The sequence below is a fragment of the Streptomyces sp. NPDC007205 genome, assembly GCF_040634095.1.
Lineage (GTDB): Bacteria > Actinomycetota > Actinomycetes > Streptomycetales > Streptomycetaceae > Streptomyces.
This window is the reverse complement of the sequence record NZ_JBEYEW010000027.1, coordinates 20281-35718: the sequence shown is the minus strand read 5'-3', so window position 1 is coordinate 35718 and position 15438 is coordinate 20281. Positions and strand designations below refer to the sequence as shown.

Here is a 15438-nt window from a genome sequence, read left to right as displayed (position 1 = left end):
GGTGAGCAGCAGGGCAAGCCGTTGTCGTACCGGTCGCGGGGCTTGTCGATCGAACGGGAGTCTTGCTCGGGTGATCGCGGTCGGTGCCGGGCGTGCGAAAGCCCAGTCGGCCTGACGGGCGATCTTGCGCGCTGTGACCGGGAACCGCCGCGGCTGCTCATTGATCGCCAGCGGGAAGCTGACATTCCGGTACCCCGGCTACTTGGGCCTCTCCGTTGCCGTGGCGCTGGCACAGACGGGGTGGGTGCGGGCGGCATAGGAGCGGGCGGCCACAACGAGGCCGATGCCCAGACCGGCGAATGCCAGGCCGCCGAACTCGACCATCCAAGTGATCCCCGAGCTGGTGGTGAACGGCGGGGACGGCTTGATCTTGGGCAGCACGCCGACGGCCATGAGCGGGGCCATGACGATGAGGACGGCCCCGTACATCGTCAGGGGGATGCCGGTCAGCCAGGCCGGGATCAACGGCAGCAGGCGCGGGACCCGTCGTCCGGACAGGAACAGTGTCCAGCGGGGAAACACCTGCCCCCACGCGTACAGCAACCCCAGCAGCAGGAAGATCCCGACCATCGCGGCCAGCACGGTCACGTCGATCCCCGCCGCCGCGGCTGCCTTCGCCGGGCCCGACGCGCCGACGCTCGTCGTCCTCTGCCAGTCATCGCCCGCGACGCCGAGTGCGTTGCCGCCCAGCGTCCAGATGGTCTTGGCTCCCGCCCACGGCAGGAGTCCGCACATGAGCAGGTACACCGCGACGCGGGTCCGCCTCGGGGCCAGGGAGGCGGCTGGGTGGGCGAGCGGGCCGTCGGCTGCGCCGGCGTGCGGCCGCCCGCATCGCGGGCAGTCTCCGCGCAGCCGTCGGCGGTACGACAAACCGACGAGGAGCAGGAGGGCGGCACCGGCCGTGTTCAGCAGCACCTGGGCCAGCCCGGTGGCGCTCTCGACCCCCGAGAGCGTCGCAATTGTCACGAAGTAGATCGGCAGCCCGTTCATTCCCACGACGAACACCAGGAGCGCCACGATCAGCGCCGTGGCCACCGTAACCCGGCCGAGCTTGGCGAGAGTTCGGGTGCTGGCCAGGCAGGCGCCGCCGGCCAGGAGCGCGAGGGCCGCCAGGAAGAGCTGGGCCCCCGGCGCGTACGCGGAGTGCTCCTTCCATTGCACGGTGATGCCCGTCACCGCCCAGCTGACCTCGACAGCGGCGTACAACACCCCCCACACTGCAGCGACCATGGGCGCCCACACAGGCCACCGCCGCCACCACAACCCCCGCCCCGGGCTTGCGGTCGGCGCCTTGGGAACGCCACCTACCTCCGAGTTCGCAGGAACAACCACCGTGACCCCCGTATATCCGGATTGCCGACGCTCCAAGGTTCCGCGTCACCCGCGCTGCTCACATCCATCCCACGGATCATCCGGCTTCCCCCGCGCGGGGGAAGCCGGATCCTGAGTGTCAGCCCGGCCGGAGGATTACGGTGCGGTGCGCCGACCGTTGCCGTAACGATCAGGGCGCATGCAGATCGGACGGGAATCTCGATCGGGTGATCGTGGGCCAGCGGAGGCATAGAGGCAGGGCCTCCTGCACAGTTCGGGGGCCCCTCCAGCCACCCCGGTGTGGGCAGCGCGACGCGGACCTGGGCCCACTCGGCATCACTCATGTCCGACGGATACCGTCGCACACGCACGCCATGGTCGGCCGCATTCCCGTATGTGTGAGCGAGGCAATCACACGACGACACGAGGGAGTTGGACGCGGCAGGAGCGATGCGTGGTGGCGCTGGCGCGACCTGGGAAGGGGTTCGTGGTGCTGCCCAAGCGGTGGATCGTCGAGAGGTTCTTCGCCCACCTGATGCGCACCCGCCGCGTGGTGCGCGACTTCGAGCGCCGCACCGGCAGCGCCGAGGCGATGGTCTACTGGTCGATGACCCTGCTCGTGACCCTGCTCATGACCCGCCGCCTGGCCCGGTCACGCCCTTCGCGAGCGTGAACCGGCCCGGTGCGGGCTCGGCCAGCCACCCACGAGCCAGCAGGCGCTTGGCCTTCGACCGCAGTGCCTCCACCCGGGCCGGCACCATCTCCATGCCGAAGCAGGCGGCCAACTCCTGCCAGCTCCCCGGATCTTGGCCGAGCCGGACCCGGTCCGCGAGGGCCCGCAGGATGCGCTGGTAGTCCACCGACAGCACCGACCAGGCAAGCCCCACACGCCACACCGGCACCTGCGACTTCGGCCTCGCCGCCCTCGGCTCCGAAGACGTCTTCCCGGGCTGCCCCTCGGCGGCCAGCGCCGTCCGGGCGGCTTGGGCGTGACCTTGCCCGCTCTCGTCCACGGGCGCCAGCACCTCACAGACCCGCGAGCAGACAATCACCCATCCCTGCCAGTCCTGTTCGGCTGCGGCCAGCTCGGCCTGAATGCGCTCGGCCTCCTCTCACAGCTCGTCCACGCGACGGCGAGCAGCGAGCTCGCGCTGTTCCAGCAGCCCCACGACCGACGGCATCCACAACCTCCACCGGAGCGACGACACGACCGGTCACCACTTCCATCGATGTCGCCGACCCTATGCCCGAACAGCCAAAACGCAGACCTCAAGATCGGAAAGACAACAGCTTCTTATCGCAGCACACCTCGGCGTCGACGAGCGCCTGGCCGTACTCGGCACCCCCAAGCGCCGGGAGCACGCCCAGATCATCGCGGCCGGTGCCATGGGGCTGCTGTGCTGTTACGAGGAGGCCCGTGCCGCCGGATGACTCCTGCCTGACCCAGAGTCAGAAGCGCTAGCTGTAGCATCAGTCGGCGCGTCACTGCTCATCGAGGGATGGCTGTCGGGCGAGGAACTCCTCGAACGCCGCCTTCTGCTTCGGATCCATGAAGCCTTGGCGGACATCGCGGGCCTGCTCTTGGAGCCAGCGCGCCTCGTCGGGGCCCAGGAGCTCGGCGACCACCACGCCTCCGCGAGCGACCGCAGTGCGCCCTCCCACGCGACGACGAAAGAGCGTGAATGCGCCGAATTCCGCTGGGTGAGCCAGTTCCGGCTCTTCCGCTTCAGCCCGGTTCTCCGCCCCAGCGTCACTCGTCGGGTAGGCGGTGGGGGCCCAATGCTCCCAGAGCGCCAGCGTGGCCGCGGGCACTAGCACGGCGCGCTCCGCCTCTTGACGCCCCTCCCACATGAACGTGACAGTGACGGGCTCGCCAACCGCCTCGGCCAGCCCGAGCACCCTCTCCATCTCGTCGTTGATCGGGTAACCCGCCACTACGTCTATCTGAATTCCCATGGTGTCTGAGGCTACTAGCCGCTTCCGACATGCCAGGCCCACTGCTCCTGCGCCTCGTCGACCATGGCGCGAAACCGGGGATGTCACCGACTGAGCGCCTGTCGGAGGCAAGACTGCGACGGGGAGCAAGCACTCCACACGATGTGGGCCAGAGCCTGAAAACCGACAGCACGTGTGCATCAGTTTCGACAGCACAAAGCGGTCTGGAATCTTCGAACGGCCGTGGGCTCGCGACTGTCCACCGATGAGGCTTCCGGCTGCCGGGTTTGGTGATTGGAGGAATGCTCAGAACCTGTGGATCGGCTTGGGAGGGCGTGCCTTTCCGGGTGATTGATCGATAGGCCACCGAGCTAGATCGACGTTGCAGCGTCGGTCGGGAAGGCACACCCTGTACTCACCGTAGCCAACGAGGACGGCACCACGCTGGATGGCTCCCTGCTGGACGAGATCGTCCGCGAGGGCGCGAGGCGGATGCTGGCCGCCGCTCTGGAAGCAGAAGTCAACGCCTGCATCGCCGAGTTGGCTCACGAGCGGGACGAGGCCCCGCGGGTGAACGGCAAGCGCGTTGACGAGGCCACCGGCGAGCGCAAGCGGTTCTCCTGCGATCCTGCCACCCGGTGCCGCAAGTCCCCGAAGATCACCGAGGTGCTACCCCTGCTCTACCTGCACGGCCTGTCCTCGGGCGACTTCGTCCCGGCGATGGAACAGTTCCTCGGCTCCTCGGCCGGGCTGTCGCCAGCCACGGTCACCCGGCTCACCACCCAGTGGCAGGCCGACCATCAGGCGTTCCAGGAGCGCAACCTGTCCGGCACCGACTACGTTTACGTCTGGGTCGCCGGCATCCACCTGCGCATATGCCTGGACGAAGCCAAAGCCGCCGTCCTCGTGGTCATCGAAGTGCGCACGGACGGCACCAAGGAACTGGTCGCGATGGCCGACGGCTACCGGGAGTCCTCGGAGTCCTGTGCCGCGCTGCTCAACTGATGGCGCTCGGCATCACTTTGGGGAGTGGGCTGCGGTCAGTCCGTGACGAAGCCAGCCTTCCATATGGAGCAGAGCCGTTCGGCGGCATCGGCGGCTTGGCGAAGACCCGCCTGGTAAGCCGGCTCCCAGGTCGTCCGGTCGTTCAGGTCCGAGCCGAACGCTCGTATTGATGCCGGATCGGGCTCGATCGTCACCACTGTGTGCGCCCCCGCGGCCATCAACTCCTTGTGGAGGTCACCCGGAAACAGGTGCGCCTGCGGGTCGACCACGAGGAGCGTGCCGGCTCCGGCCGCGAGGCCGGCGTTGGTCGCCGACCGCAGGGAACCGTCCATGTATCGGCGGCCGTTGATGGTGATCGGTGGGTAGATGCCCGGGAAGGCAGTACTTGCCGCCACGGCGTTGGGCAGCGGTGCACCGCTGGAACGGTCGAAAACCGCCGGCTCACCGGTCTCGGCGTCCATCGCGGTGATGAGCAGCTTCCGGTCCGGCCATTGGTCCACGCCGACCATGGCGCCCATCCGGGCGACATGCGCCTGCTCGGGACCGGTCTCGGCGACGAGCGCGATCTGACCCACTCGACGCCACGCCTCGGCCGGATTCGAGCCGGCGTCGCCGAGCACGGCGAACGCCTCGCCCAGCCGACGCCCGTCCACCCGAGGGGGGATGCTGTTGGAGTCGGCAGGACGCACGGGGGTGGCGAGCCGGTCGGGGTCCTGGCCGGTAGCCAGCAGTGCGGCGGTGATCGCGCCAGCGGAGGTGCCGACGGTCAGGTCGGCCCCGCCGAGATCCACCCCCTTGCGGCGCAGTCCGCAAGCCACCCCGGCCATCCAGGCCGTGCCGACGAGACCTCCGGCGCCCAGCACGAGTGCCCGGTCGATCGAGTACATGGCTGTCTCCTCCCGTTGTTGAAACAGTCGTACCATATACTGACGGAGGCTCAGAAGCGTGCTGTCGAGAGGACGATCCACAGTGGGGCGACCCCCTGACCTGGCCAGGCGAGAACGAACCCTGGCGCGGGCGACCGACTACGTGCTGGCACACGGCCTGGCCGGATTGAGCCTGCGACCACTGGCAGCGGCGCTCGATACCAGCCCGCGCATGCTGCTCTACGACTTCGGGAGCAAACACGAGTTGGTGGCCGCGGTCCTCGCCGAGGCCCGCCGTCGCGGTGCGGCACGGTTGGCCGAGCACCTCCCGCCCGAGGCAGCCTCTCCGGAGGAACGGCTGCGCGGCATCTGGGCCTGGATCAGCGCACCGGAGCGCGCCCCGTACGTCCGGCTGGTCTTCGAGGTGCACGCCGACGCCCTGGCTCACCCCGAGAACTACCCGGACCAGGCCGGGGCGATCATGGACTGGTTCGACACCCTCGATGCCACGTTCTACGACATCGCCACCGGCCCTGAAGACACCGTCACTCCCACGCTCGTCATGGCCGTCATCCGGGGTCTCATGCTCGATCTCACGGTCACCGGCGATCGCCGCCGCACCGACCGCGCCCTGGATCGGTTCTCCGAACTCCTCCGGCAGCGGCCTGAGCAGCGTCAACCGATACAAAGGTACTGACAACTACTCAACTGAAGACTTGTCAGGTCGAACACCGTCTTGTGCTCACCTCCGTTCGCAGCCGGACCGCTCCGCGCGGAGCATGGAGAAGATCACCTGATCGTGCCACCGGCCGCCGCGCCACTGCGCCGAGCGCAGCACGCCCTCCCTGACGAAGCCCGCCTTCTCCAACGCCCGCTGCTCGGCGAGGTTGGCGCAGTCCGTCCAGGCTTGGAGCCGTTCGGCCCTGGTGTGGTCGAAGAGGTACTCGGCCAGCAGCCGCTGGGCCTGGGTGCCTATGCCACGGCCCTGCGCGGCCGGCACCAGGCCGATCGCCAGGGTCCAGCAGGTGGAGGTGGCGGGCCGCCCCCAGGTGCTGGCGAACCACTCGACCCGGCCCACCGTCCGGCCCGCCTCCGTCACGGAAAGCACGCCGCCGTCGGGGCTGAGCAGGCCGGTCTCCGCGAACTGCCGACGCAGGCCGGCCTGTGAACCGAAGCCGAACCACTGGTACTGGCCGGCCCCTTCCGGCCCGTTGAACTCGCGCTCGAACAGGTCGAGATCCTCGGCGGACACCGGGCGCAGCGTGATTTCATCGGACATGGAACGACTCCTGATCCTCTCGACCACAGGGTTCGACCTCCTGTGGCCAGCGTGGGCAATAGCGTCTGACTTTTCCACACATCAAGCCGCGCCCCGCAGGGCGCCTGGCGGCGCGCGTTCGGACAGGTCCCGCCGGACGGGCCCCAGTAGTGCTTCGTTAGGTTCTGGTTCTGCTGGTCGGCAGGGGTCCGCCGCAGGTGGTGCAGGTGCCGGTCCAGCACCTCAGCAGGTCCTGGAGGACGGCGAGGACCTGGTAGAGGGCCAGGGCGGCGTCGGGGCTTTTGGGTCGAGCCGTCGGAGGTGAGGAAGGCCTGGGTGGCGGTGACGAGGGCGACGTGGTGGTGCCAGAGCGCCAGGTGCGGCCTTGGAAGTGGTCCAGGCCCAGGCCGTGCTTGAGCTCGCGATGGTCGTGCTCGATCCGCCAGCGCATCTTCGCCCGCCGCACCGGGTCCGCGATCGGGGTGGTGGCAGGCAGGTTGGTTATCCAGTAGCCGGTCGGCTCGTGTGCTTCTTCGGGCCGCTCGACCAGCAGTGTCTTCAAGGGCAGCACACCGTCGCACCGGCTGCGTACCCCGGCGTGTTCCTGGGCGGTGCGGCATGCTTCCTTGCCCGACGGCCGTACCTGAAGCACCGCGAAGTACGAGGGCAGTGCGCCCTTGCTGCCCCGCCGCCAGGTGACCACCTCGGACACGGTGGCGTCGCCGATCAGGTCGGACGGCGGGCGGGGCGCCTCACGGTATCGGGGCAGGGTCGGTGGTCCCGGGCCGCCGTAAGGGCGTTGATATGCCTCGGCCGTGGCCGGCCGTGCGATCTCTTTGGGGTCGACGGCCATGACGTAGGACCAGCCGCGTTATTCCAGCGCCAACCGGAAGGAGACGCTGCGGCCGTAGCCTGCGTCCGCCAGGATTACCGGCGCCGCCAGCCTGTGCCCGGCCGGACGGTCCAACAGCCCCAGAGCCAGGCGGCCTTGGACACATGCCCGACCTGGTCAGGGATCCCGGCCCGCCGACGCCTGGGGTGGTCGCTGGTCCACTCCTCGGGCAGGAGCAGCTTCCACTCCAGCGGCCTTGAGGCCGCGTCGGTGGCGGCGTGCACGCTGACCTCTACCTGGCAGTTCGCCTGATTGCCCAACGCGCCGGAGTACTGCCGTACCACCCCGGCTCGCCCGCACTTGGGGAACGACACCTCATCGACCACCCACACCTCAGAGCTGATCGCCTCGCACAACCGCTGGGCGCTCCGCCGCCGCACCGGCAGCGGATCCCGCGGCGACTGGTTCACGAACTGCTGCGTAGCCTGCATATGGCCGACCGTCAGCTGCTCGGCCATCGGCTGGACCGACTGCCGGACGGCCTCGGGCATCAGACCCCGCAGGTAACACTCGCCCCACCGCCGCTGATCACGCCGCGGCACCGACCCGAAGACATCCGCAACGAACTCCGCTAACTCACCGCGGAGCCGTCCCACCTCCCCCAGCTTCACACCACAAGAGCATCACGCCGAGGCGAGGCAGGGGGTGATGCGGTGGCCTACTTCCACTGTTTCCGGGAGGCGTTCAGGTGGACAGGCAGGCTCTGGACACTGCGGGCCACTCGAGAGGGACTGTAGGAAACGTGAGGGTCGGCCGGCCGAGGGCTGTGGGCCAGCAGATGCTTGAGCGCTGCGGTGGCTTCCAGCCGGGCTAGCGCAGCACCGAGGCAGTAGTGGGTGCCCAGTCCGAAAGCGAGATGCCGTGTCTGCCTGTCGAAGCGAAGCCGGTGCGGCTCGGGAAAGGCGCGTGGGTCACGATTGGCTGCGCCGAGGAGTACGGAGACGATGGTGCCGCGGGGAACGGGGGTGCCGGCGATGTCGGCATCGGCCAGGGCGCTGCGGGGCGCGAGTTGAATGGGTGGGTCGAAGCGGAGGAGTTCCTCCACGGCCGCCGCTGTCGCCTGCTCCGAAGGGCCGGTGGCGGCAAGCCGTGCCAGTTGGTCGCGGTCCTGGAGGAGGGCGTGCATGCCGTTGGCGATCAGACCGACGGTCGTCTCGTATCCGGCTGCGACGAGTTGGGCACAGGTGGCAACCGTCTCCGCTCGGGCCATGGGATCCTCGGCGCCGCGGGCCAACGCGTGCAGAAGTCCTGCGTCGGCCGGACGCCGTAGTGCAACGCTGATGTCCCGCGCCAGGCCGACCCGCGCCCGCGCGATGCGTTCACGGATTAGGGGGTCGATCAGCTGGGGTGGGTCCATTGCCCGGACAAGGAGCGCGGCTGCCTGGACGAAGCGGTCGCGTAGGTGATCCGGTACGCCGATCAGATCGGCGATCACCGTTGCGGACAGCGGCCGCGCCACATCGGCGACGATGTCCGCGTGGCCGGCCTGCGCCGCCGCCTGGACGAGGGCTGCCGCCAGAGCATTGATCTTCAGGCGCAGGCGGAGGATTTCCCGTGCGGTGAAGGCTCGTCGTACGCGGTTGCGTTGGCAGGTGTGGCCGGGCGGATCGGTCAGCAGGAAAGTGCGGGCGGGCACACCGTAGTTGGTCTGTTCCCGAGCCGTTTGCGCTCCATGCCCGAAGCGTGGATCACTCAGCACGGACATGGCCTCGAAATAGCCCAGAACCACCACATCGCCCGACCGGGTGCGGTAGACAGGGCCGCTGGTGCGGCGTACCTGCTCAAAAAATTGATAAGGGTCCTGCAGGAACTCCTCCGTGCTCACGTCGAAGGGCAACTGCCTCATCAGATCATCGGCAAGAGTTTCGGAGGCGTCCATTCAGGTCTCCTGTCGTTGCTCTGAATCTCGACAACACCGGGAATTCCATTGCCCGGCTGCCCGTACATGCTCTGGTAGATAAGTGCGCGTGAGCGGCGAACACAGAACGGATATCACCCTTTTCCACGCGGGCGCGGAAAACACGCGAAGGCGCTGGGCCAGCGCCGGGGCCGTCTGCTCCGGGCTGTTCCTGCTAGGCATGGACCTCACGGTGCTCAACGTCGCCATCCCCGACCTGCAGGCCGCCCTCGGCCCGTCGGCGCGGCAGACGCAGTGGATCGTCGACGCCTATGCCCTGGTACTGGGCGGCCTGGTGCTGACAGCAGGAGGCGTCACCGACAGGATCGGCCGCAGACGCGCGTTCCTCAGCGGCTTGACCGTGTGCGGGAGTGCCTCCTGGGCCGGTGCGGTGGCCTCCGCGCCGTGGCAACTGATCATGGCGCGCGGTGCCATGGGCGCGGGCGCGTCGCTGATCATGCCCGCCACGCTCTCGCTGATCACTGGGCTCTTTCCCGAACCGGGCCTTCGGCACCGGGCTATCTCGTTGTGGGCTGCGGTCGGCGGGGTGGGCGGTGCCCTGGGGCCGGTGATCGGTGGCTGGATGGTCAGCCATCAATCCTGGCGGGCGGTGTTCTGGCTGAACATCCCCTTCGCCGCAGCGGTGATCGCGCTGACGCTTCTGCTGGTCCCCGCGCCAAGGCCTTCCCGCACCGAGCGGGTCGATCTGCCGGGGACCCTGCTGTCCGCGACAGGACTGCTGGCGTTGGTCTGGGCGATCATCGAAGGCCCCAGCCAGGGGTGGACCAGCCCGTTGATCCTCGCGGTCTTCGCCGTCGCTGCCGCCCTGTTGACCGCGTTCGGCGTGTGGCTGCGACGGGCTGCGGCGCCCATGCTGCCCCGGCATGTGATGCGGTGTCCGGTCACCATCGCGGCAGCAGCGCTCTCCATGATGTCGTTCGGCATGTTCGGTGCGCTCTTCGTGATCTCCCTCTACCTCCAGGGGGTACTGGGCTGCACCCCCTGGCAGGCCGGCGTGCGCACACTGCCGATGCCTGCCGCTCTCATCGCCGGAGCGGCGCTGGCCGCCGCGCTCGCGAACCGGCTGACCCACAAGCTCCTGATGGTGAGCGGCCTGATCGTCGTCACCGGCTCATTCCTGCTACTGGCCGGCACCACGACGCAGTCCGGGTACCCGCACCTGGCCCTCGTGCAGGTCATCGCAGGCGTGGGGGCGGGAATGACAGCCGCATCCGGTACGGCCGCCGTCATGGACAGCGTGGGCGAGTCATACGCCGCCGTCGGATCCGCCATCAACGACGCCACCCGCCAGGTCGGTGCCACACTCGGCGTCGCTGTCCAGGGCTCCGTCCTGGCCACCGCCTACATGAACAAGATGCGTGACGCGCTCGCCCATGCGGGACTGACCGGGGTGCCGTCCGAGGCTGTGGACAGCGTCGCCGCCGCTGCCCTGGCGGGCCGGCACGCCGACCCCGCCGTGAGAGGCCACCTGCTGACCGCGGCGACGGACGCGTTCGTCGCTGGTCTCACCCGCAGTGCATGGGTGGCTGCGGCGGTTGCCGTCACAGCTGCGGCGGCCGCGTGGCGATGTCTGCCGCATCGCCCGGCCTTCGCTTCACTGCCGCGCCTGGAGGTCACCACCGAGACGGGCGCCTCCTGATAGACCACATCGGTCATTTTCTTCGGACACGCACATCTGTTTGCCGGTGGGTCTGCCGTGAGTGAGATTTGCTGGCTGTCGGCCGAACGGGCTTTCCATCCACCACTGTGCGGAGTGTTTCATTGGCTGAGCAGCTGTTCGTTGACGTCATCATTCGTCTCATCGTCCGCCATTTCGAGATGGACCCCGGTCAGCTGACCGCAGACAGCAAGTTGCGGCAGCTCGGCCTTGACTCGATCGCCCTGGCCGAACTGCTCGTCGTCGTAGAGGAAGAGACCGGAATCGATGTCCCTCTCACCGATGAAGCGATGCCGGCAGGCCCCGAAGTCACCGTCGCCGAAGTAGCCGACTACCTAGCCCGTTTCGCCGACGAGTCCGCTCTTGCCGTGCTGCAGATCCTGGCTACCGCGCCTGAGGAAGCAGACGTGTGAACAGATCTCAGACCGTCGTCACCGGCATCGGATTGGTGACCGCCGGCGGTGTCGGGGCTGACGCAACCTGGCAACGGCTCTGCGAGGGCACGCCCACGGCGTCTACGGACAACCGGCTTGCCGGCCTGCCAGTCGATTTCAGCTGCCGGGTCCCGGACGACGATCTCACGAGAGCTTTGGGCCGCGGTCTGCGCTGGCGCACGGACCGCTTCATTCACCTGGCCGTCGCCGCCGCGCGGGAAGCCGTCCGGGACTCCGGCCTGGAGCCCGCGGACTGGGATGGCGACCGAGTCGCTGTGGTCATCGGGGCGGGCAGCAGCAGCCGCGACACCGACCTGCACATCGCCGAGTGCATGACATCGCGTCAATATCAGAAGATCTCGCCGACCACGGTCCCGCGTGCCCTGCCCAATATGGCCGCCGGTGAGGTCGCAGCAGACCTGGGCGCGAAAGGGCCGGGGTTCGCTGTCAGCACCGCCTGTGCCTCCGGCGCGACCGCCATCGGTATCGGTCGGCAGCTCATCCAGAGCCAGATGTGCGACATCGCCGTGGTCGGCGGCGCGGAGAGTGCCTGCGGGCCACTGTCCAGCATGAGTTTTTGGCGGCTGGGTGCGTTGTCCACCCGCTGCCGTGATCCGCTGGGCGCCTCCCGACCCTTCGATGCGGAACGAGACGGGTTCGTCCTGGCAGAAGGCGCCGGTGTCCTCGTTCTTGAGCGCGCAGAACACGCCCGCGCCCGCAGGGCCAGGCCAAAAGCAGTCCTGTCCGGATTCGGCGCCACCAGCGATGCACACCACCCCACCACCCCGCACCCCGAGGGGGAGGGAGCCGTACGCGCGGTGCATCACGCACTGCGGCAGGCCGGTCTGGCACCCACCGACATCGACCACGTCAACGCCCATGCCACGTCGACGCCACTGAACGACCGCATGGAAGCAGCCGTACTGCACCGCGTCTTCCCCCAGCCACCGCCCGTCACTGCGACCAAGAGCATCCTGGGTCACTCCTTGGGCGCCGCAGGCGCCGTCGAAGCCGCCGTGTGCGTCCTGACCCTCCACCACCAGACCATTCACCCGGCCGCCAACCTCGACACCCCCGAAGCCGGCATCGACCTCGACATCGTCACGAAAGTCGCCCGCCTCTGCCGGATCGATACGACCCTCAGCACATCGTTCGGCTTCGGCGGGCACAATGCCGCCCTCGTCTTCCAGACTCCCTGACACAGACCGACACCGACTGCGAAGGCCCCTACTTCCTCATGGCCGCACCGATGCCACGCGCTACCTCAACCGCCCTCTGACCACAGCCGGAGCAGACCGCACTGCCCGCCGCTGCCCAGGGCGCCCTGGTCGTGCGGGTGGCTGCCTGCCGCGACCGTGACAGCGGCCGACATTGCTTACCACAGCACTGACCACGGGCTTTCGGCGTGTATCACAAGGTCGTGTGACACACGCAGGGCCTGCTGTGTCGGTGCGTGCGGGGAACGACGACGACCGCTCCCGACCATTGGGTTGGCGAAGCCGGTCCGCGTACTGGACCTCAACCCCTGACCGCGGACTCAGGTTGGCCGGGACCTTCCCCGCACGCGCGGGCACACGAGGGTGACGTCGCAACTCGCCAGTTCCGCAATGAGCACGAGGTCAACCAGCTACCGGCGACATCCGCGATCTACCGGTCGCGGCACGTGATACAGGTCCCGGAAGCCAGGTCTGCTGCACGCGGTTGTTGCTCCATATCTGACCGTTCTCGGCCGGTCCACCTCGGCGACCCGTCGCGGGCGTCAGGCAGGCCCGGAACCACGCCACGGATGTCTCAAGACCTCACTTCCGAAGGGACTACTCGCGCATACTGCGCCCATGAAGAGCGAGCTCGTGGGCCTGATCGGCACCATCGTGGGCGGGGTCATAGCCCTGGCTGGATCCGTGACGTCGACATGGCTGCAGGCAAGGCGCCAACGCGATCTGGCGCATGACGAACGTATGTGGACGCGAAGGGCGGACCTGTACGTCGAGCTTCTGGCTGCCGATGGTGCCGAAGCTTCCCCCACTCGGGGCCACCCGTCCGACCTTGATGTACCACCCGACCCGGCCGTTGAGCTTTCGCTGACCCAACTGCGGGCACGGGTAGACGCCTTTGCCTCGGTCCATGTCGCCCGACTCTGGCGCGAAGCCGTCGAGCGCGACCAGGAGCTCATCGATGCCGCCACCGCACCCGGATCGATGTCCGACATCGCCTACCAGCGGCATATGGCCACACTCACCACCGAGACCACTGCCGTGGAACAGGCGCGCGCCAACCTCCGCCAACAGATCCGCGCCGAGCTTGATCCGGGTCCCCACTAGCACCAGGCTTCCGGAGACCGTTCCTGCGCTCGCGGTGAGGTGCACGCCGAACAGCTCTCAGTCCCTTCGGCACCAGCCAGTGCGAGGAGATGGCCGACCGCACAACGGGTCGTCGACAGGTCCGCGGGCAGGTGGGGGAGGACAGGGCCTGGAGCGTGTCCGACGGGTCGGGCGGCAGGACCGCTCCAGGCCTTCAGCCGGGGCTCAGCCGTTGCGCGTCACCGCGTCAGCTATGCGCAGAGTCATCCGCATCTGGGTCTGGTCGCGGTGCGTGGGGTTGAAGGAATACACCACCCGGCGCTGTTGGTCGCGGGTGGAGAACATGCCGGAGTTGTAGCCGTAGCGCTCACCCGTCTTGCCCCACAGCGTCATACCGTTCATGGTGGCCGTCTGCAGGCCCATGCCGTAGCGGGCCGGGCTGCCGTCCACCATGCGGACGTCCCTGGGGGGCAGCGTGAACATTTTGTCCAGGGTGGCTCGCGGCAGCAAATCTCCTGAGAAGAGCGCAGTCATGAACCGCTCCAGATCCTGGCTGGTGGAGATCATCTCGCCTTCGCCCCACGCTTCCGACTGGTTATAGACGGTGGCGTCGCTCAGGGTGCCGTCGGCCAGTGCCAGGTAGCCGTGGACGTGCGGGCCGTGAATGCGGGGGTCGTTACCCGGGAGCGACGTGGAGTGGAGGCCCAGGGGGCGCAGGATGCGCTTGCTGATCTCCGTGCCGTAGGACTGGCCCGTGACCTTCTCGATGAGCAGGGCGGCCAGCACGTAGTTGATGCCGCGGTACTCCTGTCGGGTGCCCGGCGCGAACTTCATGGGGCCGTGGCTGACCGCAGCCACCAACCGCTGCGGCGTCCACTGGTCATAACGGTGCTGGAGTACCTTCTCGGGCGTGCTCACGTCCGGCAGGTCCGGGCCGCTCTCATCGGGCAGTCCACTGGTGTGGTTGAGCAGCTGTCCTACGGTGATCGGCGGGTACTCGGCGGGCAGGACACCGGGCAGGTAGTGCTGCACCGGCGCGTTCAGGTCCACTTTGCCCTGGGCCGACAGTTGCAGCACGACCGTGGCGACGAAGACCTTGGTGATGCTGCCGATGCGGAACTTGTCGATGGCGCTCACCTTGCGGCCCGTTCGCAGATCGGCCACGCCGGAGGTGCCGTACCAGCGGCCCGAGGCACCACTGACGCGGATCTGCGCTGCGGTGGCCTGCGGGTCGTCGAGCTTGGCGACGGCGGCTCGGAGAGCCTGGATGTCCAGCTTGGGGACCTTCTCCTGGCCGGCGTGGGCAGGCGCGGGCGCCGCCACGGCGGCATGGGCCGGTAGGGCACCCGTCACGAGGAGTGCCCCGGCCAGGACTCCGCCGAGCAGGGCACGGCGGGACGGGGCGAGCACATGGCGTGGCACAGCGGGCTCCGAGGACGCGAAGGACTCCGTCACGGAGGAAGCGGGGAGGGCTGAGTGGGTGGAGAAGAACGTCATGCGGACCATGCTTCCGGCCCGGCCGCCCCCGGCCATCAGGGAAAAGCCCCACCCGGCCCTGACCCGACCCTGATGCTCTGTCAGGGACAAGAGACCGGAACGGTCGCGGCTGGCGACGACTCCCGGGGAGCAGTGGATGGAGCGGCACGACCGGCATCACGCGCCGGGGCCACCCCTGCACGGGCGGGGCGTCAGATATCGCCCCTCGGCGGACTTTTCCAGTAATTATGTTCATACGTACGACGTGTGGGAGGTGCCCACGTGCCCAGGGGCTGGCGAGCATACCCGCGGGCGCGAGGGAATGCGCCGGGCGCCAATGAGGAAGCCGATTTTCGGGAAGTCCGGTGCCGTTGTTGCCCATGGCA

The 15438-nt window shown here is 68.4% G+C and carries 14 protein-coding genes and 2 pseudogenes; 7 read left to right on the top strand and 9 right to left on the bottom strand.

What is annotated here, in order from left to right:
* Window positions 1-198: 198 nt before the first annotated feature.
* Entirely contained in the window at window positions 199-1209 is a 1011-nt protein-coding gene (locus ABZ624_RS31860) for a hypothetical protein (protein ID WP_360096717.1), read from the bottom strand.
* Window positions 1210-1789: 580 nt separating this feature from the next.
* On the opposite strand from ABZ624_RS31860, the pseudogene ABZ624_RS31855 reads away from it, so the two are divergent.
* Window positions 1790-1984, top strand: a pseudogene (locus ABZ624_RS31855) (hypothetical protein); the annotation flags it as partial.
* Here ABZ624_RS31855 and ABZ624_RS31850 read toward each other — a convergent pair.
* Both ABZ624_RS31850 and ABZ624_RS31845 read right to left on the bottom strand, forming a co-directional pair.
* Window positions 1941-2408 (bottom strand): hypothetical protein, encoded by a 468-nt coding sequence (locus ABZ624_RS31850; protein ID WP_360096863.1) that lies wholly within the window; start codon window positions 2406-2408, stop codon window positions 1941-1943. The pseudogene ABZ624_RS31855 and the gene ABZ624_RS31850 overlap by 44 nt on opposite strands.
* A 385-nt stretch (window positions 2409-2793) precedes the next feature.
* On the bottom strand, window positions 2794-3267 hold the full coding sequence (locus tag ABZ624_RS31845; protein WP_360096714.1) for a hypothetical protein: 474 nt from the start codon (window positions 3265-3267) through the stop codon (window positions 2794-2796).
* A gap of 423 nt (window positions 3268-3690) precedes the next feature.
* Between ABZ624_RS31845 and ABZ624_RS31840 the strand changes: the two are divergent.
* A pseudogene (locus tag ABZ624_RS31840) lies at window positions 3691-4245 on the top strand (transposase); the annotation flags it as partial.
* A gap of 41 nt (window positions 4246-4286) precedes the next feature.
* Here ABZ624_RS31840 and ABZ624_RS31835 read toward each other — a convergent pair.
* Window positions 4287-5138: a patatin-like phospholipase family protein gene (locus ABZ624_RS31835; protein WP_360096711.1), complete on the bottom strand. Its 852-nt coding sequence runs from the start codon at window positions 5136-5138 to the stop codon at window positions 4287-4289.
* 211 nt (window positions 5139-5349) lie between these two features.
* Between ABZ624_RS31835 and ABZ624_RS31830 the strand changes: the two genes are divergently transcribed.
* Window positions 5350-5814: a hypothetical protein gene (locus ABZ624_RS31830; protein WP_360096708.1), complete on the top strand. Its 465-nt coding sequence runs from the start codon at window positions 5350-5352 to the stop codon at window positions 5812-5814.
* 45 nt (window positions 5815-5859) lie between these two features.
* On the opposite strand, the gene ABZ624_RS31825 is transcribed toward ABZ624_RS31830, so the two are convergent.
* The 4 genes from ABZ624_RS31825 to ABZ624_RS31810 all read right to left on the bottom strand — a co-directional run bounded on the left by ABZ624_RS31825 (window position 5860) and on the right by ABZ624_RS31810 (window position 9146).
* Window positions 5860-6396, bottom strand: coding sequence for a GNAT family protein (locus ABZ624_RS31825; protein WP_360096705.1), 537 nt, complete (start codon window positions 6394-6396; stop codon window positions 5860-5862).
* A gap of 157 nt (window positions 6397-6553) precedes the next feature.
* Window positions 6554-7228, bottom strand: a complete 675-nt coding sequence (locus ABZ624_RS31820) for a hypothetical protein (protein WP_360096701.1) — start codon at window positions 7226-7228, stop codon at window positions 6554-6556.
* Between the two features lie 74 nt (window positions 7229-7302).
* The gene (locus tag ABZ624_RS31815) at window positions 7303-7809 is read right to left on the bottom strand and encodes a transposase (RefSeq protein ID WP_360096698.1); all 507 of its coding nucleotides are present in this window, start codon (window positions 7807-7809) and stop codon (window positions 7303-7305) included.
* A 116-nt stretch (window positions 7810-7925) separates the two neighbouring features.
* Entirely contained in the window at window positions 7926-9146 is a 1221-nt protein-coding gene (locus ABZ624_RS31810) for a cytochrome P450 (protein ID WP_360096695.1), read from the bottom strand.
* Between the two features lie 88 nt (window positions 9147-9234).
* Between ABZ624_RS31810 and ABZ624_RS31805 the strand changes: the two genes are divergently transcribed.
* From ABZ624_RS31805 to ABZ624_RS31790, 4 genes are all read left to right on the top strand, one after another.
* Window positions 9235-10824, top strand: coding sequence for an MFS transporter (locus ABZ624_RS31805; RefSeq protein WP_360096692.1), 1590 nt, complete (start codon window positions 9235-9237; stop codon window positions 10822-10824).
* A 122-nt stretch (window positions 10825-10946) separates the two neighbouring features.
* Window positions 10947-11255, top strand: a complete 309-nt coding sequence (locus tag ABZ624_RS31800) for an acyl carrier protein (RefSeq protein WP_360096689.1) — start codon at window positions 10947-10949, stop codon at window positions 11253-11255.
* A complete protein-coding gene (locus ABZ624_RS31795; protein WP_360096686.1) occupies window positions 11252-12475 on the top strand; it encodes a beta-ketoacyl-[acyl-carrier-protein] synthase family protein in 1224 nt (407 codons plus the stop codon). Before ABZ624_RS31800 ends, ABZ624_RS31795 begins: the two co-directional genes overlap by 4 nt.
* 636 nt (window positions 12476-13111) lie before the next feature.
* Window positions 13112-13597 (top strand): hypothetical protein, encoded by a 486-nt coding sequence (locus ABZ624_RS31790; RefSeq protein ID WP_360096683.1) that lies wholly within the window; start codon window positions 13112-13114, stop codon window positions 13595-13597.
* Between the two features lie 204 nt (window positions 13598-13801).
* Here the strand turns inward: ABZ624_RS31790 and ABZ624_RS31785 are convergent, their stop codons facing one another.
* Complete coding sequence (locus tag ABZ624_RS31785) at window positions 13802-15073, bottom strand: serine hydrolase domain-containing protein (protein WP_360096680.1); 1272 nt, start codon at window positions 15071-15073, stop codon at window positions 13802-13804.
* Between the last annotated feature and the right edge of the window lie 365 nt (window positions 15074-15438).